Source organism: Streptomyces sp. NPDC002580 (assembly GCF_042889485.1).
Lineage (GTDB): Bacteria > Actinomycetota > Actinomycetes > Streptomycetales > Streptomycetaceae > Streptomyces.
Genome location: NZ_JBIAQZ010000002.1, coordinates 236,722 through 258,678, shown reverse-complemented (window position 1 = coordinate 258,678; position 21,957 = coordinate 236,722). Strand labels below are relative to the sequence as shown.

Here is a 21,957-nt window from a genome sequence, read left to right as displayed (position 1 = left end):
GGGGAGCGGGTCCGCGCCGCCCTGCCGTGCTCCGCGTCCGGTGCCCGTCCCGGCGCCCGGCACCTACTTCGCGCGGGCGACCAGGAGGGCGACGTCGTCGTGGTCGTCGGAGTTGCGCAGGCCGTACAGGAGGAGGTCGCAGATCTCCTCGAGCGCCCGGCCGGGTTCGTCGAGGAAGCCGAGGAGGACGTTCAGGCGGTCGTCGATGGCGTGCAGCCGGGTCTCGACGAGGCCGTCCGTGTAGAGGACGAGCAGATCGCCGGGCTCGAACTCGACCGTGGTGGTCTCGAACGGGATGCCGCCGACGCCGAGCGGGGCACCCGTCGGCAGGTCCAGCAGGGTGGGAGCCGCGCCGGGACGGGCCAGCGCGGGCGGCATGTGTCCGGCGTTGGCGATGCGGCACCGCCTCGTCCGGGGGTCGTACACGGCGTAGAGACAGGTGACGATGTAGTGCTCCAGGTCGCAGGTGATCTTGTCGAGGTGCTGGAGCACGTCACCCGGATCGAGATCCAGGTCGGCGTAGGCGCAGGTGGCGGTCCGCAGCCGACCCATGGTGGCGGCGGCGTCGATGCCGTTGCCCATGACGTCGCCGACGACCAGCGCGGTCCGGTCGTCGGTCAGCGGAATCACGTCGTACCAGTCGCCGCCCACCTCGCTGGTGGCCTGGGCGGGCTGGTAGCGGGAGGCGACCTCCAGACCGGTGAGATGCGGCGGGTGCTCGGGCAGCAGGCTGCGCTGGAGGGTGACGGCGGTGTTGCGCACGCTCTGGAACCACCGGGCGTTGTCGATGGCCACGGCGGCACGGGTGGCCAGCTCGGTAGCCAGGACCACGTCGTCGTCGTCGAAGGGGAGCGGGTTCCTGGTGCGCTTCAGGTCGAGCGCGCCGAGGACCTCACCGTGTGCGATGAGCGGCACGGCCAGGTAGGAGTGGACGCCCGCCCGGGCCAGCAGCGCGGTGCCCTCGGCGTCGCGGGCGATGCGCGGCAGGTCCTGTTCCCCGACGTGCCGCACCAGCACGGGCCGGCCCGTGTGGACGCACAGCGTCACCATCCGGTCGCCGTCGTAGGCGGCGACGTCACCGGGCGGGTCCGCGGCGCGCAGCGCCGGCGTGGGATGCGACGCCTTGAGGGCGAGCGCGCGGAAGAACTCCGGGCCGTTGTCCGGTCTGCGCTTGCGGCGGCAGGCCAGGGCGGAGTCGAGGACGTCCACGGCGACCACGTCGGCCAGCCCGGGGGCGGCGATCTCGGCCAGTTCGCGGGCGGTCTGCTCCACCTCCAGCGTGGTGCCGACGCGCGTCGAGGCCTCGGCGATGAGCGCGAGCCGCCGCCGTGCCCGGTCCGCCTCGGCCGCGGCCCGATGGCGCTCGGTCACGTCGACGACCGAGGCGGCCGCGCCCAGGACCCGCCCGCCCGGATCCTCCAGCCGGTAGAACGACAGCGACCAGGCGTGCTCGTGCTCGGGATCGGCCGGGGGACGGCCCACGTGGTACTGGTCCAGCAGCGGTGTGCCCGTGGTGAGCACCTGCCGCAGCGCGGACTCGACCGTGTCCACGTCGGGGAAGGGCAGGGTCTCCCGCAGATGGCGCCCGATGTGGTCCTCGGCGGGGATGCCGTCGATCCGCTCCAACGCCGGATTGACCATGAGATAGCGCAGCTCGGGGTCCATCAGGGCCAGCCCGATGGGGGACTGGCTGATGAGCTGCTCGCACAGCGCCAGATCGGTCTCCACCCGCTGGAGCAGGGTGTGGTCGGCCGCGATGCCCAGGGCGTAGACGTCCCCGACGTCGTCCAGGAGCCGCATGTTGCGGAACTCCATCAGCCGGGTGCTGCCGTCCTTGTGGCGGATGGGGAAGGCGCCGGCCCAACTGCGCCCCGTCTCCAGCACGTCGGCGAACAGCTTCGTGACGGACTGCATGTGCTCGGGGTGGATGATCAGGCGCGCCGCGTACTTGCCCAGAGCCTCCTCCGCCGAGTAGCCGATGAGCTCCTCGGCCTGGGGCGTCCAGAACACGATGCGGCCCTCGACGTCGAGGACCATCGCGCCCACGCTGAGCACGTCCAGCAGACCGGTCGGCCGGGACGCCTCGGATTCGTAGCCGCCACTGTCGGACTGCGGGGAATCGGCTGTCATCCCTGGCCCTCCTCCGCCGGCCGGCGCGGTGTGCCGGGCTTCGTCGCCGCAGCCGCGCACGAGTCCACCGACCCCGGCCCTTCCATGCTGCGCCCTGCTCCCGTCCTTGCCCACTCCAGAACGAGGGGTTGGCATGCTCAGGTCGACCAGGAGGGCGCCGCGCACCGACGTCGCCGAGGGCGCCGGACGGGGTGGACCCGGTCCCCGCGGCGATCAGCCGTCGCGTGACCGTTCCCGGCCCGTCGGCGCCGGGCCCCGGGAAGCGCGCGGCCCGCTCCCGCCCGTCGATCGTCCGCCGGACCGTGCACATCGGACGGACTAGCAGGAACATGGTTCCTGTAAAGGATGAGCCTCATGGATTCTGCGCGAGAAGATCCCGACGCGCCCGTGTCCGAAGGACCGGGCGATCCCCTCGACGCGTCCACGGACGCGGCGGTGGTGGTGTCCGGCGACGGGGTGGTGGTGGGCTGGACCAGGGGCGCCGAATCGCTTCTCGGCTTCCCCGCGGCCGAGATGGTCGGCTCCCCGGCTGCGCATCTGCTCGCGATGCCCAGGGACCCCCGGCGCGCGGCGGGCATCGCGGAACGCTGCCGCGCGGGCATGGGCTGGAGCGGCGTCATCGCCGTACGCCACCGCGACGGCCGCCGGGTCGACGTCGACCTGCGCGTGTCCGCGTCCTTCGGGATCGGCGCGGACGAGTGTTTTCTGATCTCGGCCCGGGCGCTCAGACGGCAGTGGACGGTGGGCCCGTCCTTCCTCGACGGGTTCCTGACCCGTTCGCCGGTCGGCATGGCGGTGCTGGACCTGCAACTGCGCTACGTCTGGATGAACGACACCCTGGAACACCTGGGCGGTATCCCCCGGGAACAGCGGCTCGGGCGCCGGCTGACCGAACTGCTGCCGGGGATGCAGGCGGAGACCATCGAAGGGCTGATGCACAAGGTCCTGGCGACCGGCGATCCGGTGATCGACTACGAGTACCTGGGATGGAGCTGGGCCGACCCGCACCGCCAGCACGCCTTCTCCACCTCGTTCTTCCCGCTGCTCGGCGTCGACAACTCCTACACCGGGGTGTGCTACATGGTCCTGGACGTCACCGAGCGGTGGAACGCCCGGCGGCTCCTGTCACTGGTCAACGAAGCGGGGACCACCATCGGCCGGACCCTCGACGTCATGCGCACGGCACAGGAGCTCGCGGACTTCGCCGTACCCCGTTTCGCGGACTTCGTCGTCGTCGACCTCCTGGAGTCCGTCCTCAGCACCGAGGGGCACGGAACCTGGCTCTCGGACGCCGGACCGGCCCCCGCCAAACCGTTGATGCGGCGCGCCGGAATGAGCTCGGTGCGGGAGGGCTGCCCGGAGGCCGTGGCACAGATCGGGGACCGGGCGGACTTCCTCCCGCCGCCGCACGACGTGCACCTGCTCACCAACGGCGAACCCGTCCTCGTCCAGATCCTCGATCCGTCCGACGACCTGTGGATCGCCGAGGAGCCCGCGCGAGCGGAGAGCATGCGCCGCTACGGGCTGCACTCCCTCATCTCCGTGCCGATGCGGGCCCGCAACACCGCCCTCGGCCTCACCACGTTCGTCCGGTCCGTCAATCCCGTCTCGTTCCAGCCCGACGACGTCCTGCTGGCACGTGAGGTGGTGGCCCGCGCCGCGCTGTGCGTCGACAACGCCCGCCGCTACACCCGGGAACACACGGCGGCCGTCACCCTGCAGCGCAGCCTGCTGCCGCACGCCCTGACGGGCGGGACGGCGCTGGAGGTGGCCTCCTCCTACCTGCCCGCGGACCCGTCCGGCGGGGTCGGCGGCGACTGGTTCGACGTCATCCCGCTGTCCGGCGCCCGAGTCGGCCTGGTCGTCGGCGACGTGGTCGGCCACGGCATCACCGCCGCGGCCACCATGGGCCGGCTGCGCACCGCGGTCCAGACCCTCGCCGACATGGAGATGCCCCCCGACGAACTGCTGGCGCACCTCGACGACCTCGTGCTCCGGCTGAGCGAGGAGTGGACCCATGAGCATGAGTCCGACCGGAGCACGAACGCCTCCTTCCTCGGAGCCACCTGCCTGTACGCCGTCTACGATCCCGTCACCAGGCGCTGCGCGATGGCCCGCGCCGGACATCCGCCCCCCGTCGTCGTCACCCCCGACGGACGGTTCTCCTTTCCCGAGCTGCCCGCCGGGCCTCCGCTCGGGCTCGGCGGGATGGCGTTCGAGACCCATGAGATCGAGCTCGCCGAGAACAGCCTGATCGGTCTCTACACCGACGGCCTGGTCGAAGGAGCGCACTACGACATGGAGTTGGGCATGGCCCGGCTCGGGGAACTCCTCGCCGGCCCGGAGCCGGACCTCGAGACGCTGTGCTCGGCCGCGGTGCGTCAGCTCGTGCCCGTACCCCAGCCCGACGACATCGCCCTGCTCCTCGCGCGCACGCACACCCTGGGGGACGACCACGTCGTCTCGTGGGAGGTGCCGGTGGACCCCGCCCAGGTCTCCGACATGCGGGCCCGGGCCACCCGCGTGGTCGAGACGTGGGGCCTGGCGGAACTGACCATGACGACGGAACTCATCGTGAGCGAACTGGTCACCAACGCGATCCGCTACGCCGAACCGCCCATCCGGCTGCGGATGTTGCGTGACTCCCGGCTGACCTGCGAGGTCTCCGACGCCAGCAGTACCGCCCCGCGGCTGAGGCACGCCCGGAGCACCGACGAGGGCGGCCGGGGCCTCTTCCTGGTGGCCCAGCTCGCGCATCGCTGGGGCGCTCGCCACACGGCCGAGGGCAAGGTCATCTGGGCCGAACAGGAGATCCCGTAGCCCGCCCGGACCGCGCGGCGGGCCAGGTGCCCTTGCCCGAGGGACGACAGGGTCCAGGCGGCCTCGGCGGCGCCCGCCGTCTCAGCCGCTGTCGGCCGCCGGGCGCTCCGCCGGGCCGGGGCCGGGATCACCCTCGTGGTCGCGGCACCAGGCACGGTACGCGGCGACCGCGGTGGGCAGCGTGGGGAAGATCCGCTCCTCGCCGACGGACTCGCTCAGCCCGTAGGCGTCCAGGTCGTCGCGCAGATCCTGCTTGACCCGCGCCATCGCGAACTCGACGCCGCGCCCCGTGAGTTCGCGCCGCAACGTGTCCAGCGAGTCCAGCGCGGTGATGTCCACCTCCACGTTGGCCTCCGCGTTGAGGACGAACCACCTGACCGGGACGTCCTGCCCGGCCACCGCGTCCAGCGCACTGCGCCTGAAGTCCTCGGCGTTGGCGAAGAACAGCGGGGAGTCGTAGCGGTACACCACCAGGCCGGGGATCACCTCGGCGTCGGGGAAGTCGTCGACGTCGTGCATGCCCGCCATGCCGGGCACCAGCCCCTGGATCGCGTCGTGGGGCCGCGCCACCCTGCTCAGCAGCTCGGCGACCGACAGGCCCACGGCCACGAGAACCCCGTACAGGATGTCCAGGGCGAGGACTCCGACCAGGCAGCCGAGGGCCAGCAGGAGTTCCCGGAGCCGGAAGGACGCCAGCCGCCGGAAGCCGGCCAGGTCGATCATCCGGATCGCGGCGTAGACGACCAGCGCACCGAGAACGGCCTTGGGGGTGTTGGTGAGCAGGGGACTCAGGAACAGCAGGACGGCCAGCACGGAGACCCCGGCGGTGAGCCCGTACGCCTGGCTGTGAGCGCCCGTCGACTGTGCGAGCGCCGTACGGCTGGCGCTGCTGCTCACCGGGAACCCCTGGAGGACGCCGGAGCCGAGGTTCACGGTACCCAGAGCCAGCAGTTCCTGGTTCGCGTCCAGCGACTGACCGTCGTCGTCGGTGGTGAAGGCGCGCGCGGTCAGGATGAAGTCGGTGTAACCCACGAGCAGGACACCGACGGCGGGCAGCAGCAGTTCGGGCAGCGTGTCGAGAGGGGGCAGGTCGGGGCGCGGCAGCCCGGCCGGAATCTCCCCGATCACCTCCAGGCCGCGGTCCTGGAGGTCGAACACCGCGACCACGGCCGTACCGAGGACGAGCGCCAGCAGCGGACCCGGGATCTTCCAGCGCCACCGCGTGGCCAGGTACAGGAAGACCAGCGTCACGGCGCTGAAGACCACCGTCGCGGGATGGATCTCGTCCAGGTTCCCGAAGAAGGAGGCGAGCTTCGGGAAGAACCCCGAACCGTCCGTCGGTACGCCGGTGAGCTTGGTGAGCTGGTCCACCGTCATGATCAGTGCCACGCCCGCCAGATACCCGATGAGCACGGGCCGGGAGAGCAGGTCGGCCACGAAACCCAGCCGGGCCGCCCACGCCACGAGACACATCAGCCCCACCGCGACGGCCAGCGCGGAGGCCAGCACCGCGTACCGCGCGGGATCGCCGCCCGCGAGCGGACCCACGACGGTGGCGGTCATCAGCGCCGTCGTCGACTCGGGCCCCACCGACAGCAGCCGGGACGAACCCAGCAGCGCGTACAGCACGATGGCGGGCAGGATCGCCCACAGACCCACGACGGGCGGCAGCCCCGCGACACTCGCGTACGCCATGACCTGAGGCACCAGATAGGCCGCGACCGTGACCCCGGCCAGCAGGTCCCCGCGCAGCCAGCTCCGCCGGTACCCGCGCAGCACCGCGAGGCCGGGCACCGCCGGCACGGCACGGCGCCACCCTCCGCCTGGCGGGCCGGGCTGCTTCGACACGCGTGTCCTTCGGGTCGGTCCGCGCCGCGCGCGTCACGGACAGCGGGCGGGCGCGCTCACCCGGTGGGCCGCGCCCTGCGGGCGATGAGCTTACCCACCTCCCACAGCACCAGGAGCGCGACGGCGGACAACAGGGCCCAGCCGAACTGCCCCAGGGTGATCTCGGTGGTACCGAGGATGTGCCGGAACCCGTCCATCTGGGTGACCAGGACCGCGAGGACGAACTGGGCCAGTGCCGTCCAGTTCATGTGCTTGCTGTCGAAGGTGCTCGTCGTCAGCACCGAGTCCGTCTCGCTCCGGCATTCGAACGCGGCCACGATCAGGCAGAGCGCGAACGCCGTGAACGCCATCGAGTTGCCGATGGGGACACTGTCGAAGCGGGACTCGCCCAGCTTGACCAGCCCGAGCAGGATGAGCGTGATCGCCAGCCCGCTGAGGCAGACCGTCACCAGCACGGGCCGGGTCAGCACCGACTCCCCCCGAGGGCGCGGCCTGCGCCGCATGAGCCCCGCGCTCTCCTGGTCGAAGCCGAGCGCGAACCCGAACGAGGCGTTGACCACGAAGTGGATCCACAGCACCTGGGGCGGGGTGAAGGGTTCACCGGCCGCGATGTTGAAGATGGTGGCCCCGAGGAACGTCAGGACGAACGTGACCAGCAACAGCAGCACGAAGCGGATGTACTTGGTGAGGTTGTCGTAGAGCTTGCGGCCCTGCTCCACGGCGTAGACGATCGTCGCGAAGTTGTCGTCGGACAGGATCATCCGCGCCGAGTTCTTCGCCACGTCCGTACCGCTGCCCATGGCGATGCCGATGTCGGCGGACTTGATGGCGGGAGCGTCGTTGACGCCATCGCCGGTCATCGCGACGACATGACCCTTCTTCTTGAGCGTGTCCGAGAGCAGCACCTTGTGCTCCGGCGCCACCCGCCCCACCACACCGATGTCGTCGATACGGGCCAGCTGTTCCCGCTCCGTCATCGCCGCGAAGTCGGCGCCGAGGACCGCCTCGCCCGGGATGCCGAGCTGCCGGGCGATGGCGGCACCGGTGGTGACGTCGTCCCCGGTCACCATCCGGACCCGGATGTGGGCGGCCTGCGCGGCGGCCACGGCGGCCTTGGACTCCGCGCGCGGCGGGTCGACCATCCCGACCAGACTGGTCATGCGCAGGCCGGTGACGTAGCCGAGCAGGTCGCCGCCGGGATCGAAGTCGGCCGGGTCCAGGTCCCGGGTCGCGGCCGCCATCACCCGGCGTCCCTCACCGCCCATCCGCGTCGACTGTTCGTCGGCCCGCCGGCCGAGCTCGGCGTCCCACGGGACGGTCGCGCCGTCCGACAGCGCGGTGACCGCGCGGGCGGTCACCGCCGGAGCCGCGCCCTTGACGAAACAGCGCACCACGGGACGCCCGGCGGAGTCGACGGTGGAGTTGAAGGTGGCCATCAGCTTGTAGGTCGGGTCGAAGGGCAGGGTGGCGAGCCGGGGCAACCGCTCGTGCGTGGCGTCGAGGTCCAGCCCGGCCTTGTGCGCCAGCACCAGGAAGGCGCCCTCGGTGGGATCGCCCACCACCTCGCCGTCCACCAGCTTCGCGTCGTTCGCCACGACGTACGGGAGGATCACCTCCTCGACGCTCGCGGAGGAACCCGCGGCGTGCTGGATCCGCCCTTCGAGGCCGTACCCCGTGCCCGAGACCGTGTACCGGTCGGCGGGGGTCACGATCTCCACCGCCGTCACCTGGTTCATCGTCAGCGTGCCGGTCTTGTCCGAGTTGATCGCCGAAGTGAACGCCAGCGTCTGGACGGACGGCAGCTCCTTCACGATCGCGTTGCGCTTCGCCAGGTTGAGACTGCCGACGGACAGGATCGCCTGGGTCACCGTGGGCAGGGCCTCGGGAATGGCGGCGATGGCCAGGGAGACCGCGCTGACGAACAGCGCGTCCCACGCCTGGTCGCGGCTGCGTCCGAGCGCGAACATCACGATCATGGTCAGGCCCGCCGCGGCCGTGATCCACAGGGTCAGGTTGTCCAGTTCCCTGGTGAGCGGCGCCTCCTCCTTCTCGGTCGCCGACAGCATCTCGGAGATCTTTCCGAGTTCGGTGCCCTCCCCCGTCGCGGTGACGACGACGACACCGCTGCCGTGGGTGACCGGGGTATGCATGAAGGCCGTGTTCGACTGGTCCCCCGGCCCGAGCAGGACTTCCGGCAGGGTCGCGTCGTCCTTCGAGGCGGGGACGCTCTCGCCGGTGAGGGCCGACTCGTCGATCTGCAACGAGTGGGCCTCGATGATCCGACCGTCCGCCGGGACCTGGTCCCCGGCGGAGATGAGCACGACATCGCCGACGACCAGCCCCTCCGCCGGGATCTCCGACTCGGTGCCGTCCCGCCGCACGCGGGCCGTCGCCGTCATCATGGACTTCAGCGCGTTCATCGCGCTCTCGGCCTTCCCCTCCTGCCGCAGGCCCACGACCGCGTTCAGCAGCGTCAGCAGGACGAGCAGGATCGCGGTGCTCCACTCGGCGATCGCGAGCGACACGACCGCCGCCACCACGAGGACGATCTGCATGTAGCTGCGGTACTGCTCGACGAACCGACGCCACGCCGGTCTCGGCTTCTCCTCGGGCAGAGCGTTCGGCCCGTTCTCGGCCAGCAGTTCGGCGGCCCGCGCCGCGGTGAGTCCGGACGCGGGATCGACACCGAAAGCCGACGCGACTTCCCGCGGTGAACGCGCGTACCAGAGCTCCGGAGCGACACGCTCCGGAGCCGTCGGGCCACTCGACTGCATCCCCATCTGAGCTCTCCGATCTGGATCCGGTCCGCCGTCCGTGAGCCCGCGGGCTCAACTCCGTCCGCCCTTCCCGGTCCGCCGGCCCGCGGCGGACGCCCGCTTCCCCTTCGCCGTACGGCCGCCGCGGCGCCGCCCGTCGCTTCCCTGGGGGAGCGGGTGCGTGGCCGCGTAGGGATCGGCGGGCGCGCCCTCGGGCGAGTCGGCCTCCAGCTCCCGCCGGGCGGCCCGGAGGCCCTTGCGGGCCTCCTTGCCCACGACGGGGTAGCGGGGGTCGATGTCCATCAGGGTGTGGGCCAGCACCGCCGCGGTGCAGATGCGCGCGAACCACTTCCGGTCCGCCGGGACGACGTACCAGGGCGCCCACGGCGTACTGGTCCGCGAGAGCATCTCGGAGAACGCGTGCTGGTACTCGTCCCACCGCCGGCGCTCCCGGACATCGGCGGCGGAGAACTTCCAGTTCTTCTCCGGCAGGTCGAGCCGCTTCATGAAGCGGGTCCGCTGTTCCTCCTTGGACAGGTTCAAGAAGATCTTGACGACCTTGAACCCGTTGTCCGTCAGGTAGCGTTCCCAGCCGTTGACGGCCTGGTAGCGGCGATCCCAGATGTCGGGCCCGCACACGTCCGCCGGCAGCCGCTGCCGGTCCAGGACCTCGGGGTGCACGCGGACGACGAGCACCTCCTCGTAGTGCGAACGGTTGAAGATCGCGATGTCGCCACGGGCGGGCAGCCTGGCGGCGTACCGCCACAGGTAGTCGTGGTCGAGCTCCTCGGCGGAAGGCTGCTTGAAGCTGCTCACCTTGACGCCCTGCGGGTTCACCCCGCTCATGACGTGCCGGATCGTGCCGTCCTTGCCCCCGGCGTCGAGCGACTGGAGGCAGAGCAGTACTCCGTACGTGTCCTGGGCGGCCAGCCGCTCCTGGTACTCGGCGAGCAGGGACACGCCCGTCTCCAGCAGTTCCACGCCGTGCTTCTTCTTCAGCCCGCCCTTGTAGCGGGGATCGAAGTCCTCGCCCAGGTCCACCCGCGATCCCGGTTCCACCCGCAGCGGTTCGATGAGCCGCGCGATCCGTTCGGCCCGGTCATCCGTCATGGCGACCCGCCCTTCCTGCCGCCGTGCGTGTCGTGCGGTCATGAGCGTTCACCGGCACCACCCAGACCGGACGCGTGCGCGGGCCGGAGCCCGGCGGGTATCCAGCGGTCGCGCAGGGCGGAGCGGGCCGGCCTCCCGGACGGCTGCTCCCTCGTGTCGGCCACCGGCGGCCGTGTCGCCGCCGGGCCACCGACGTCCGCCGGCACGGAGACCGCCTCCCCGTGGCCGACGGCGTCCAGCAGCACGCGGACCCGCCGCTCGACGAGGATCGGGACGTACGTCCTGACCTTCGCCTGCCGGAACGAGGCGTGGGCTGTGGCGACCGTCCGGTCCACGGCGGACGGATCGACGAAGGGGTACGCGGCCTTCAACCGCTCCGTCAGGCGAAGGAGGGCTACGGCCTCCTCCCGGCGGAGGTTCTCGCCGCCGGCCGACGGCGCCGCCGGCCGGGCGCCGGCAGGGGAGGGGGAGGCCGGAGCGGTGCCGCCCGACCGGTCGGGAACGGTGCCCGCGGCCGGAACGGCGACGCGACTCGTCTCCCCCTGGGCGCCGCTCTCGTCGGCCGTGGAGGCCGGCTCGTCCGTCTTCATCGCTCAACCACCCGCGCGCTCGAAGGACTCAGGTCCCGGGGGCCGGCGACCGCGTGGCCGACGGTCCCGATCCGACCGCCTCAAGACGGCTCGACGGCCGCGTACGGGGCCGTCCCCCTCATTCTGGGACCGTCCGGTCGAAACCGCCTCACGGACGCCGAGCCCTGGTGGGGGACTTGCCGTGGCACGGGCGCGGGTGTCGAAACCGGGCCGCTCCTCGCGCGGACGGGCGAGGAGCGGCCCGGTTCGGGGCGATGCGTGTTCGAGGCGCGAACGAGGCGCGAACGCGGCGCCTGCGAGAGCGGCGCGGATGGGGGTGGGCGTGGGGGTGGCGCGTCCCCCGATCAGTTCGTGGAGGTCATCCGACGCGCAGGGTCTGCCGGGCGAGCCGGTAGGCGGGGAGCATCTCCTTGTGTTCCTCGGTGTCCAGCCCGCCGAGATGGACGACGACGGGGCCGTCGTCGGTGGTGACGGCGAAGGCGGACTCCTTCTTCGACTCGTCGAGCAGCTCGCTGGTGGAGACGTACTCCACCTCGGTGCCGGACAGGCCACCCGCCTCGAAGGTGCGGTAGGTCGCCTTGCTCGCGCCCGTCCCGGCGGCCACGAAGGCCTTCAGCACGGTGCGGGCGTCATCGGCGCCCGGCTTCCCGGTCCACACCCTCAGGAAGCCGATGTTGCCGGCGGGCTTGGCGTCGATCTCGCAGACGAGCGTGACCGGTCCCTGCCGGAGCAGCGCGTCGGCGAGTTCGTCCGACAGCTCGTCCTCGGGGGAGCCGGAGTCGTCCGAGCCGGTCGAGGCGGTGTCCCGTGCGGCCGCGGCGACGGCCTTCGGGCTCCAGTCCTCGGCAGTGTCGAAGCTGACGGGGAGTTCGCACTCCGAGTCCGCGGGGCCGAGGGTGCCCCCGCTCCTGGCCACCGTGCCGGTGACACCGGAGGCCTCGCTCGTGGGCGTCGCGCTCACGGACCCCTTCGGCTTCTCCTCCGCAGCCTCCGAACAGCCCGTCGACACCGTGGTCAACAGGGCAACGCCCGCCAGTCCGCGCCACCCGCCCCATGCCCGTGCACCCATGATGTGCTCCCCTCAAGTCCGGTGGGACAATGTAGACGAGGGCACGGGTGGCGGTACGGGGCGGGTGACGCCGGTTCACCTTCACCCGCGGACCGGGTGGACGGAACCTGCCGGACACGGTCGACGACACATCAACCGGACGTCGGCGGAAGGCGGTCGACACACATCACATCAGGGAGTCGGCGGGACACATGTCATGTCCGGCCTGCGCGCGGCTCGGCGCTCCCTGTCCGTGTGTGGGTCAGCCGAGGGCCTTGACCGCCTGGTAGTAGGTCCAGGCCGTGCTGTTGCAGGTGGTCTTCGTGGCGCCGCTGTACGCGTTGCACACCCGCTTGAGGTCCTCGTAGAAGGCGCTGTCGAGGCGCGCCTTGTTGGCGGAGAAGGAGCCGGCGGCCTTGTAGTTGCGGTAGCCGAAGTCGTGGCGGGCACATGAGGTGGCGAAGGGGAAACCCAGTGGGTTGTCCGGCGAGGTGGAACAGTAGTCGGTGGACCAGTCGAACGCGTAGGCCGACCAGGCCCCTTGGTTCCCTCGTGCGGCGACCCAGGTGTTGTAGCTCGACGCGCTGGTCTGGGTCCAACTGGACAGGACCTGGGGCTTGTCGGCAGGGGCGGCGCTGGCGGCTGTAGCGGTCGCCGTGATGGTTGCCAGGGCCATGACCGAGGCAGCGATTCCGGTGGCGAGTTTTTGGTGCATCCCACACCTCCATGAGGCTGCGACCCGCCCGTCGGGCTGCAGGTTCATGACAGGAATGATCGGCATCACGACCCTTCTTGCATAGGGCTTGGGACCCAACAATCAATTAATTCAGGGGAGTTGTTCGGACGCGCCTCATGGTTGCTACCACCATGGCGGACTATGGCTGGATGTGTTCCCTGCCGATCGGGAACGCGGATGACATGGGCCGACCTCTTCGGCGAACCTCCGGGTGAGGACTGCCGGTCGGGACCGGACCGCCGCGGCCCCGTGGCCGCGGTCCTGGGACCGCGGCCACGGGGCCGGTGGGCGGTGATGTGTGTCGGCCCGTGGCGGTGGAACCTCAGCCCTTCTGCCCGGGGGTCTGCTTCATGCCGTCGACGATCGCGCGCTCGGTGATGGCGTGGGTGAAGCGGACGGTGCCGGGCTTGATGACGACCCCGTCCTGGGTGACCGACTTGACCTGCACGGTCCGCTCGCCGAGGAAGACGTGGGTCTTCTTGTCGAAGATCCACTCCTCGCGTTCGCCGCTGGTCTCGTCCAGCCGCGCCACCGCGACGCCCGAGCGGCCGAGCGCGTCCTTGGCGTCGTTCACCACGACCACGCCCGGGATCTTCGCGGCGGCCTTGAACAGGGCCGGGTAGAGCTCCGCGGGCGGGTAGCTCTCGCCGAGCAGGTCACCGATCGTGGTGAACGCCTCCTGGTCGGGGGTGTTGCCCTGTCCCGCGGTCTCCTTGTAGATCACCTTCAGCAGCTCGTCGGGGTCGGTGGTCAGCCGGGCCAGGAAGTCGTACGACGGGTGGTTCAGGCCGGCCTCGGGGGTGTCGCCCCGCTCGTCGGGCAGGCTCAGCGTCTCGCCCTCGGCGCTGTCGTTGGAGGCCGCGTCGATCAGCCAGCCCTTGGTGCCGTCGGCGGACCGCCAGATCTGGCGCCGGTGCAGCGCGTAGCTGGCGAGGCTGCTGTCGTCGCCGACCGTCTTCACGAAGGTGTCGGACGTCTGGGACTCGATGTAGACGTACTGGCCGGGCCCGACCGTGGGGTGGGTCTCCTCGGCCGCCGCCAGGGAGACCTGGTCGATCAGCCGCGGCAGGCCCTTGGTGGTCGTGGCGCCGACGGGGACGACCGCCGCGGGTCCGGTGGCGAGACCGTCGCTGTGCACGCCGCTGTCGATCAGCAGCGTCCCGGCGACGGCCGCGCCGGCCAGCGCCATCGCGGGCAGTGCGAACGCCGGGCGCAGCAGGCGGAACCCTCGGGGCTTCGGCAGGGCGGGGGCGGTCTTCGTGGTGCTCGCGTCCCGCTGGGTGTCCTGCTGGATGTGGGCCATCAAACGCTCCTTGTGGAACTGGTGACGGCCCGCCGGGAGATCGCGCGCAGTCTGCGGGAGGAGAGGCGCGCTCTCCTCCCACTCGGCCGGACTCTGCCGGGACTGGGTCGCTTTCATCGATTTCCTTCCGATACGGGCCGGATCGAGTGGATGTGTTCTCCTCTTGTCTGTCGATCCGGCGGGCCGAGTTCCCGATTTCCTCGTACGGGTTTTCCCGCGCGCCTCTCGGCGAGGTCATCCGTGTCCGGGGCCGGCGCCGCCCGGGCGGCAGGCCGGCCGCCGAGTTCGGCCTCGGTGAGTCTGCGCAATTTGGCGCGTGCGCGGGAGAGGCGTGAGCGCACCGTTCCGACGGCGATGCCGAGCGCCTCGGCCGCGGCCGTGTACTCCAGCCCCTCCCAGAGGCACAGCGTCAGGACCTCGCGCTCGGGTCTGCGCAGTGCGGCAAGTGCGCTCAGGGCGGCGGCGATACGTCGTCGGTCGTCGAGCCGGCCCGCCACCTCGTCGGCGTGGTCGGGCAGCGCGGTCTCGGCCTTCGCGGCGGCGTTCGCCGCGGCCCGGTAGCGCCGGTTGCTGCGATGGTGGCCACGGGCGACGTTGGTCGCCACGCCCAGCAGCCACGGCCGCAGGGAGCCGCCCTCGGCGTCGACCCGGTCACGCAGCCGCCACACCTCCATGAAGGTCTCGGCCATCACGTCCTCCGCCGCGGACCAGTCGGCGGTGAGGCGGAAGGCATGGTTGTAGACGGCGCGCGCGTAGCTGTCGTACAGCTCCGCGAACGCGCTCGGATCCCCGGCCCGTATCCGGGTACGCATGTCAGTGCTCACCTCCCTTGCCTGTCGATCCGCGCACCCCGGGTTCCCGTGATCCGCGTCACACGGAACGGCGGAGGCGCCGTCCGGCCGCCCGACACCGGGCCGAAGCCTGACACGAGCGCTTCTCGCGTGTCGTTCCCGGTGGGTCCACGGCCCGCGCGGCCGCCTGTCGCGGCGCCCCTGCCGCTCGAGTCACCGACGTGACCGGATCGGTCCGCCCCCGGACCCGATGAGCTCTGTCGAAGAAGGGCGGGCGCCGGTCAGAGTGGGGACATGACCCGAGCCCTGCTTGTCATCGATGTCCAGGAATCCTTCCGCGCCCGTCCGCTGTGGGAGACCGTCTCCGACCCGAAGATCGCCCACAAGGTGGACCGGCTGGTCCGGCTCGCCCGGCGGTCCGGCGACACCGTCGTGTGGGTGCTGCACTCGGAGCCCGGCAGCGGCGACGTGTTCGACCCCGCACTCGGCCACGTCCGGCTGATGGACGAACTCCGGCGCCAGGACGGCGAACCACTGATCCACAAGACCTCCCACAACGCCTTCACCACCACCAACCTCCAGCAACTGCTCACCGAGCGCGGCGTACGCGAGCTGACCGTCTGCGGCATCCGTACCGAGCAGTGTGTGGAGACCACCACCCGACTCGCGAGCGACCTCGGCTACGCGGTCACCTTCGTCACCGACGCCACCGCGACGAACCCCATCCCGCACCGCGACGCCCCCGCCGACCGGAGCGTGGCGGAACTGCTGGCGGACCCCCGGACCCTGAGCGCCGAGGAGGTCATCAGGCGCACCGAGTACGCCCTGGCGGGGCGCTTCGCCACCATCGCCACGGTCGACGAACTGGAGAACCAGGCCGAGTCTCGGGCATGATGGCCGGATCGTGAGCCGCGTCGTGTTCTTCCTGGTGCCCGGAGTCCATCTGCTGGACCTGGCCGGCCCCGCCCAGGTCTTCTCCACGGCCACCGGCTTCGGGCACCCCTACACCCTCGACTACGTCGCCGAGCGGCCCCAGGTCACCAGCGCCCAGGGCCTGCCGCTGCTGGCCCGGCTCGACTGGCCCGGACTCGGTCCCGAGGACCTGATCGTGGTGCCCGGCTGGCGGTCACTCGGCCTGACCGACCGGCCCGCCATCGGCGCAGGCGCCCTGCGCGTCCTTCGCGACCACCACGCCGGGGGAGGTACCGTCGCCAGCGTCTGCGCGGGGGCCGACGCGCTCGGCCGGGCCGGACTGCTCGACGGCCGCCGCTGCACCACGCACCACGACGTCCAGGACGACCTCGCCCGCCGCCACCCCCGGGCGGTCGTGGTCCGCGACGTCCTGTACACCGAGGACGACCGCGTGGTCACCTCGGCGGGCATCGCCAGCGGGATCGATCTGGCCCTGCACCTGGTCGCCACCCGGCACGGTCCGGCCGTCGGCGCGCGGGTGGCCCGGGACATGGTGGTCTACGCACGGCGCAACGGCCACGAGCCCCAGGCCAGCGCGATGCTCCGGTACCGCTCCCACCTGGACGACGTCGTGCACCGGGCGCAGGACCTCCTCGACGCCCGCTTCGACCGGCCGGTACCCCTGCCCGACCTGGCCGCCTCCCTCGGCGTCAGCGAACGCACGCTCACCCGCCTCTTCACCCGCGCGACCGGCGGCCTCACACCGCTGCGCTATCAGCAGGCCCTGCGTCTGGAACGCGCCGAGCACCTCATCGGGCACGGCGCCACCGTCGACTCCGCCGCCCGCGCGGTGGGCTTCGAGGACGCCCGCATGCTGCGCCGCCTCAGGGCCCGCGCGGGCTGAACCGGTGCAGTGGGCAAGCGAGTCGCGGGCGTAGAGGGTCTCTGCCCGGTGCGCCGCCAGGCAGGAACCGAGCACACCGGTGCACCTCCCTCCCCGGCGAACTTCCCACCCCCGCACATGTACATGGGCCTCGGGCGCACGCGTGTACATGGGCCTCGGGCGCACGCGTGTACATGGGCCTTGGGCGCACACCCATGCACATGTGCCTTGGGCGCACACCCATGCACATGAGTCTTGAGCACACTCATGCACATGGGTCGTGAGCGGGCCTCAGGTGTCCTGGCCCGCTCACGTGAGCGCCGCCCGTTGGCGTGCCGCGCGTACGGCCGCGGCCAGCGAGGCGATGTCGTAGGCGCCGTGGTGACGGCGGCCGTTGACGAAGAACGTCGGCGTGCCCGAGACACCGCTGAGATCGGCCGACTCGACGTCCATGGCCACCCGGGCGGAGACCGGCCCGGACCGGAGGTCCTCGCGGAAGCGGTCCCTGTCGAGACCCGCGAGAGCGGCGTACCGGAACAGGTCCTTCGGGCCCAGGTCGCCCTGGTGCCCCATCAGGAGGTCGTGCATCTCCCAGTAGCGGTCCTGGCGGGCCGCGGCCTCGGCGGCCTGCGCGGCGAGCTGGGCGTGGGGATGCACATCGGTGAGCGGAAGATGCCGCCACACGTAGCGGACGTCACCGGACCCGGCGAGCAGTTCGCGCACCACGGACTCGGCCAGGCCGCAGTACGGACACTCGAAGTCGCCGTACTCGACGAGTGTCACGGGCGCGTCGAGCGACCCGCGCACATGGTCACGCTCCACGTCGACGGGTTCGTTCAGGTCGATGATGGCCTGGCCCGTGCCGAGCAGGGCCCGCGCCCGGGAACGCGCGCCCAGGGCGCCGATCACCAGCGTGACGACCCAGGTCAGCAGGAACGAGCTCGCCACCGCGGCCAGGATCCCGATCTTCGCCTGCTCCAGAAGGCCGCCGTCGAAGGCCAGCGACGCGATCAGCAGGGCCACCGTGAAGCCCACACCGGCCAGCGTGCCCCCCGCGGTGATGGCACCCCAACCCACCGGCGGGTGAAGGCGTCCCCGGCCGGCCCGCGTCGTCAGCCAGGTGCCGCCGATGACGCCGACCGGCTTGCCGAGCAGATAGCCGAAGAGGATGCCGAGCGTGACCGGAGAGGTGAAGGCGTCGGCCAGCTGACCGGCGCTCAGCGTGATTCCGGCGTTGGCGAGCGCGAACAGCGGCACGATCACGTAACTCGTCCAGGGATGGAACATCTGCTGGAGCCGCTCGTTGGGGGAGAGCGTCGAGGCGAGGCCGCGCCGCACCGTGCGCTCGAGTTCCGGGGTCGGCTGCTCGCGGAAACGCCGGAACAGCCGGCTGGCGTGCTCCAGGTCGCCGCGCTCCGCCGCGTACGCGTACGTCAGCATGCCCATCGCCAGACCCGTCACCACCGGGTCGATCCCCGACTTCAGGAGCGCCACCCAGATCGCCACGCCCAGCACGCCGTACAGGGAGGGGAGGCGCGCGCCGATGGTGCGCCGTACCGACAGGACGACGACGAACAGACCGAGCGCCGTGAGGAGCGCGGGCAGGGAGACGGTGTCGCTGTAGGCGAGGACGACGACGGCCAGCGCCAGGAAGTCGTCCACGACGGCGACGGTGAGCATGAAGACTCGGAGATTGGTGGGCAGCCGGGACCCGAACACGGCGAGCATGCCCAGGGCGAAGGCGGTGTCCGTCGACATGGCGGCACCCCAGCCGTGGGCTGCGGAGCCGTGGCCCGAGGTGACAGCCAGGTAGACGACGACGGGGACGACCATGCCGCAGAGACCGGCCAGCAGCGGCAGGGTGACCCGGCGGCGTTCCCGCAGCTCGCCCAGGTCGAACTCACGGCGGGCCTCCAGTCCGACGACGAAGAAGAACAGCGTCATCAGCCCGCTGTTCACCCACTCGCGCAGATCCAGCGACACCCCGGCCGACCCGACGCGGATCGACAGCTCGGTGCTCCACACCGACGCGTACGAGCCGGGGCCGATGTTGGCCCACGCCAGCGCCAGCAGGGCGGCCGCCAGGAGCACGGCGGCACTGCCGGTCTCCGTCCGCAGGAACGCGCGCAACGGGCTGCGGGCGTCCCTGCCGCACTGACTCTGACCTGACAGGGGCGGCGTATCGGAGGGCGACGAATCGGATGGCGTGGTCACCCACCGATTCTCGCCCCCCACGTCCGCATCCCCCGTCCCCCTCGCCCGCGCGAGCGGGATTCGGGCGCCGGGGACCGGGCCGGGGCAGGGGCGGGACAGCCGGCGGACCGCGCGCTTCCGCGCGCTTTTGGACTCGTCGGGGCCGCCCGCCGCCGGGAGTGCCGGACCGATCAGAATTCGAGAAGCGCCGGGGACCCGGCCTCGCCTAGCGTGTCCGCATGGACATCGTCACATCACGTCGGCCCCCACCGGAGCCGTACGCCGTGGACGGTGGCCGCGACCGGGCGGCCGGAACCGGCCGGGAAACCCCCGACGCACCGCGTGCGGCCGGTCGGATCGAGCCAGGCGATGCCGGCGGAGACCGCGACGGCGGCCCCGCCCGACAGATGGAGACACGATGAGCAAGGCCACGAGGACGGATACGCGGTCGCCCGCGCCGCACGGCGCCGACAGCCACGATCTGATCCGGGTGCTCGGCGCGCGCGAGAACAACCTCAAGGACGTCAGCATCGACATCCCGAAGCGCCGACTGACGGTGTTCACGGGCGTGTCCGGCTCGGGCAAGAGCTCCCTGGTGTTCAACACGATCGCCGCCGAGTCGCAGCGGCTGATCAACGAGACCTACAGCTCCTTCGTGCAGGGGTTCATGCCCACGCTCGCGCGGCCCGAGGTCGACGTCCTCGAAGGACTGACCACCGCGATCATCGTCGACCAGCAGCGGATGGGCTCCGACCCCCGTTCCACGGTCGGCACCGCCACCGACGCCAACGCGATGCTGCGCATCCTCTTCAGCCGGCTCGGGAAGCCGCACATCGGCCCGCCCAGCGCGTACGCCTTCAACGTCCCCTCGGTCAGGGCGAGCGGTGCGATCACCGTGGAGCGCGGTGCGAAGAATGTGGTGAAGGCGACCTTCAACCGCACCGGCGGCATGTGCGTGCGCTGCGAGGGCCGGGGCACCGTCTCCGACCTCGACCTCACCCAGCTCTACGACGACTCCAAGTCGCTGAACGAGGGCGCGATCACGATCCCCGGCTACGGCTCGGACGGCTGGAGCATGCGTCTCTACAAGGAGTCGGGCTTCGTCGACCCGGACAAGCCGATCCGCAAGTACACGAAGAAGGAACTCCAGGACTTCCTGCACCACGAGCCGACCCGGATGAAGATCGCGGGCATCAACATGACCTACGAGGGCCTGATCCCGCGGATCCAGAAGTCGATGCTCTCGAAGGACAAGGAGGCGATGCAACCGCACATCCGGGCCTTCGTGGACCGGGCCGTCACCTTCACCACCTGCCCGGAGTGCGACGGCACCCGGCTCAGCGAGGGCGCCAGGGCCTCGAAGATCAAGCGGATCAGCATCGCCGACGCCTGCGCGATGCAGATCAGCGACCTGGCCGAATGGATCCGCGGTCTCGACGAGCCGTCCGTGGCACCGCTGCTCACGGCACTGCAGCGGACCCTCGACTCGTTCGTGGAGATCGGCCTCGGCTACCTGGCCCTCGACCGGACGGCGGGCACGCTGTCCGGCGGCGAGGCACAGCGCGTCAAGATGATCCGGCACCTCGGGTCCTCGCTCACCGACGTCACCTACGTCTTCGACGAGCCCACCGCCGGCCTGCACCCCCACGACATCCAGCGCATGAACGACCTGTTGCTGCGGCTGCGGGACAAGGGCAACACGGTGCTCGTCGTCGAGCACAAGCCGGAGACCATCGCGATCGCCGACCACGTCGTCGACCTCGGCCCCGGCGCCGGTACGGGCGGCGGCTCCGTCTGTTTCGAGGGCACGGTCGAGGAGCTGCGGGCCGGCGACACCGTCACCGGCCGCCACTTCGACGACCGGGCCTCCGTCAAGAAGACCTGGCGCGAGCCGACCGGCACGCTGGAGATCCGCGGGGCGTCGGCGAACAACCTGAGGGACGTCGACGTCGACGTGCCCCTCGGGGTGCTGGTCGTGGTCACGGGCGTGGCCGGCTCCGGCAAGAGCTCGCTCGTGCACGGCTCCATCCCGGCGGGCGAGGGCGTGGTGTCCATCGACCAGGCTCCGATCCGTGGCTCCCGGCGGAGCAACCCGGCGACGTACACGGGTCTGCTCGACCCGATCCGCAAGGCGTTCGCCAGGGCCAACGATGTGAAGCCGGCCCTCTTCAGCGCCAACTCCGAAGGCGCCTGCCCCACTTGCAACGGCGCGGGCGTCATCTACATGGACCTGGCGATGATGGCCGGTGTCGCCACCACCTGCGAGGACTGCGAGGGCAAGCGGTTCGACGCGTCGGTCCTGGAGTACCACCTCGCCGGCCGTGACATCAGCGAGGTGCTCGCGATGTCGGTGGACGAGGCCGAGGCGTTCTTCGGCGACGGTGAGGCGCACACCCCTGCCGCGCAGCGCGTCCTCGGGCGGCTCGCGGACGTCGGGCTCGGCTACCTCACCCTCGGACAGCCGCTCACCACACTGTCCGGCGGCGAGCGGCAACGGCTCAAGCTGGCCACGCACATGGCCGACAAGGGCGGCGTCTACGTCCTCGACGAGCCGACCACCGGCCTGCACCTCGCCGACGTCGAGCAGCTGCTCGGACTCCTCGACCGGCTCGTCGACTCCGGCAAGTCGGTCATCGTCGTGGAGCACCACCAGGCGGTCATGGCCCACGCCGACTGGATCATCGACCTCGGCCCCGGCGCGGGGCACGACGGCGGCCGGGTCGTCTTCGAAGGCACCCCGGCCGACCTCGTCGCCGGCCGGCCCACCCTGACCGGCGAGCACCTCGCGGCCTACGTCGGCGGCTGACCGGGGCACTCGCGGCGGCCCGGGACGCGTA

The 21,957-nt window shown here is 71.4% G+C and carries 14 protein-coding genes; 4 read left to right on the top strand and 10 right to left on the bottom strand.

Annotation, left to right across the window (positions count from 1 at the left end):
- Positions 1–63 precede the first annotated feature (63 nt).
- Positions 64–2,130: a SpoIIE family protein phosphatase gene (locus tag ACFYW7_RS07600; protein WP_389499086.1), complete on the bottom strand. Its 2,067-nt coding sequence runs from the start codon at positions 2,128–2,130 to the stop codon at positions 64–66.
- Positions 2,131–2,484: 354 nt separating this feature from the next.
- On the opposite strand from ACFYW7_RS07600, the gene ACFYW7_RS07595 reads away from it, so the two are divergent.
- Complete coding sequence (locus ACFYW7_RS07595) at positions 2,485–4,950, top strand: SpoIIE family protein phosphatase (RefSeq protein WP_389499083.1); 2,466 nt, start codon at positions 2,485–2,487, stop codon at positions 4,948–4,950.
- 81 nt (positions 4,951–5,031) lie between these two features.
- Here the strand turns inward: ACFYW7_RS07595 and ACFYW7_RS07590 are convergent, their stop codons facing one another.
- From ACFYW7_RS07590 to ACFYW7_RS07555, 8 genes are all read right to left on the bottom strand, one after another.
- Positions 5,032–6,798: a SulP family inorganic anion transporter gene (locus tag ACFYW7_RS07590; RefSeq protein ID WP_389499081.1), complete on the bottom strand. Its 1,767-nt coding sequence runs from the start codon at positions 6,796–6,798 to the stop codon at positions 5,032–5,034.
- Between the two features lie 56 nt (positions 6,799–6,854).
- Positions 6,855–9,578, bottom strand: a complete 2,724-nt coding sequence (locus tag ACFYW7_RS07585) for a cation-translocating P-type ATPase (RefSeq protein WP_389499079.1) — start codon at positions 9,576–9,578, stop codon at positions 6,855–6,857.
- A 48-nt stretch (positions 9,579–9,626) separates the two neighbouring features.
- Positions 9,627–10,664: a polyphosphate kinase 2 family protein gene (locus ACFYW7_RS07580; protein ID WP_389499077.1), complete on the bottom strand. Its 1,038-nt coding sequence runs from the start codon at positions 10,662–10,664 to the stop codon at positions 9,627–9,629.
- A 38-nt stretch (positions 10,665–10,702) separates the two neighbouring features.
- Positions 10,703–11,254: a three-helix bundle dimerization domain-containing protein gene (locus ACFYW7_RS07575; RefSeq protein ID WP_389499075.1), complete on the bottom strand. Its 552-nt coding sequence runs from the start codon at positions 11,252–11,254 to the stop codon at positions 10,703–10,705.
- 358 nt (positions 11,255–11,612) lie between these two features.
- Positions 11,613–12,323, bottom strand: a complete 711-nt coding sequence (locus ACFYW7_RS07570; RefSeq protein ID WP_389499073.1) for a lipoprotein — start codon at positions 12,321–12,323, stop codon at positions 11,613–11,615.
- Between the two features lie 241 nt (positions 12,324–12,564).
- The gene (locus ACFYW7_RS07565; RefSeq protein ID WP_389499071.1) at positions 12,565–13,017 is read right to left on the bottom strand and encodes a phospholipase; all 453 of its coding nucleotides are present in this window, start codon (positions 13,015–13,017) and stop codon (positions 12,565–12,567) included.
- A 343-nt stretch (positions 13,018–13,360) separates the two neighbouring features.
- Positions 13,361–14,458, bottom strand: coding sequence for a CU044_5270 family protein (locus ACFYW7_RS07560; protein WP_389499069.1), 1,098 nt, complete (start codon positions 14,456–14,458; stop codon positions 13,361–13,363).
- Positions 14,455–15,153 (bottom strand): RNA polymerase sigma factor, encoded by a 699-nt coding sequence (locus ACFYW7_RS07555; RefSeq protein ID WP_389499067.1) that lies wholly within the window; start codon positions 15,151–15,153, stop codon positions 14,455–14,457. Before ACFYW7_RS07555 ends, ACFYW7_RS07560 begins: the two co-directional genes overlap by 4 nt.
- A gap of 273 nt (positions 15,154–15,426) precedes the next feature.
- Here ACFYW7_RS07555 and ACFYW7_RS07550 point away from each other — a divergent pair, with 273 nt between their 5' ends.
- Together ACFYW7_RS07550 and ACFYW7_RS07545 are read left to right on the top strand one after the other, a co-directional pair.
- On the top strand, positions 15,427–16,026 hold the full coding sequence (locus ACFYW7_RS07550; protein ID WP_389499064.1) for a cysteine hydrolase family protein: 600 nt from the start codon (positions 15,427–15,429) through the stop codon (positions 16,024–16,026).
- Positions 16,027–16,036: 10 nt separating this feature from the next.
- Positions 16,037–16,948: a GlxA family transcriptional regulator gene (locus ACFYW7_RS07545; RefSeq protein ID WP_389499062.1), complete on the top strand. Its 912-nt coding sequence runs from the start codon at positions 16,037–16,039 to the stop codon at positions 16,946–16,948.
- A gap of 288 nt (positions 16,949–17,236) precedes the next feature.
- Here ACFYW7_RS07545 and nhaA read toward each other — a convergent pair whose 3' ends face one another.
- Positions 17,237–19,057, bottom strand: coding sequence for a Na+/H+ antiporter NhaA (gene nhaA, locus ACFYW7_RS07540; protein WP_389499060.1), 1,821 nt, complete (start codon positions 19,055–19,057; stop codon positions 17,237–17,239).
- Between the two features lie 481 nt (positions 19,058–19,538).
- On the opposite strand from nhaA, the gene ACFYW7_RS07535 reads away from it, so the two are divergent.
- A complete protein-coding gene (locus ACFYW7_RS07535; protein WP_389499058.1) occupies positions 19,539–21,926 on the top strand; it encodes an ATP-binding cassette domain-containing protein in 2,388 nt (795 codons plus the stop codon).
- The last annotated feature ends 31 nt before the right edge of the window (positions 21,927–21,957 follow it).

Excerpts from the sequence above, each read along its gene's own strand:
- ACFYW7_RS07600 (WP_389499086.1), bottom strand. The coding sequence starts at position 2,130 with ATGACAGCCGATTCCCCGCAGTCCGACAGTGGCGGCTACGAATCCGAG.
- ACFYW7_RS07550 (WP_389499064.1), top strand. The coding sequence starts at position 15,427 with ATGACCCGAGCCCTGCTTGTCATCGATGTCCAGGAATCCTTCCGCGCC.
- ACFYW7_RS07585 (WP_389499079.1), bottom strand. The coding sequence starts at position 9,578 with ATGGGGATGCAGTCGAGTGGCCCGACGGCTCCGGAGCGTGTCGCTCCG.
- ACFYW7_RS07555 (WP_389499067.1), bottom strand. The coding sequence starts at position 15,153 with ATGCGTACCCGGATACGGGCCGGGGATCCGAGCGCGTTCGCGGAGCTG.
- ACFYW7_RS07570 (WP_389499073.1), bottom strand. The coding sequence starts at position 12,323 with ATGGGTGCACGGGCATGGGGCGGGTGGCGCGGACTGGCGGGCGTTGCC.
- ACFYW7_RS07560 (WP_389499069.1), bottom strand. The coding sequence starts at position 14,458 with ATGAAAGCGACCCAGTCCCGGCAGAGTCCGGCCGAGTGGGAGGAGAGC.
- ACFYW7_RS07575 (WP_389499075.1), bottom strand. The coding sequence starts at position 11,254 with ATGAAGACGGACGAGCCGGCCTCCACGGCCGACGAGAGCGGCGCCCAG.
- ACFYW7_RS07565 (WP_389499071.1), bottom strand. The coding sequence starts at position 13,017 with ATGCACCAAAAACTCGCCACCGGAATCGCTGCCTCGGTCATGGCCCTG.
- ACFYW7_RS07580 (WP_389499077.1), bottom strand. The coding sequence starts at position 10,664 with ATGACGGATGACCGGGCCGAACGGATCGCGCGGCTCATCGAACCGCTG.
- ACFYW7_RS07535 (WP_389499058.1), top strand. The coding sequence starts at position 19,539 with ATGAGCAAGGCCACGAGGACGGATACGCGGTCGCCCGCGCCGCACGGC.
- ACFYW7_RS07595 (WP_389499083.1), top strand. The coding sequence starts at position 2,485 with ATGGATTCTGCGCGAGAAGATCCCGACGCGCCCGTGTCCGAAGGACCG.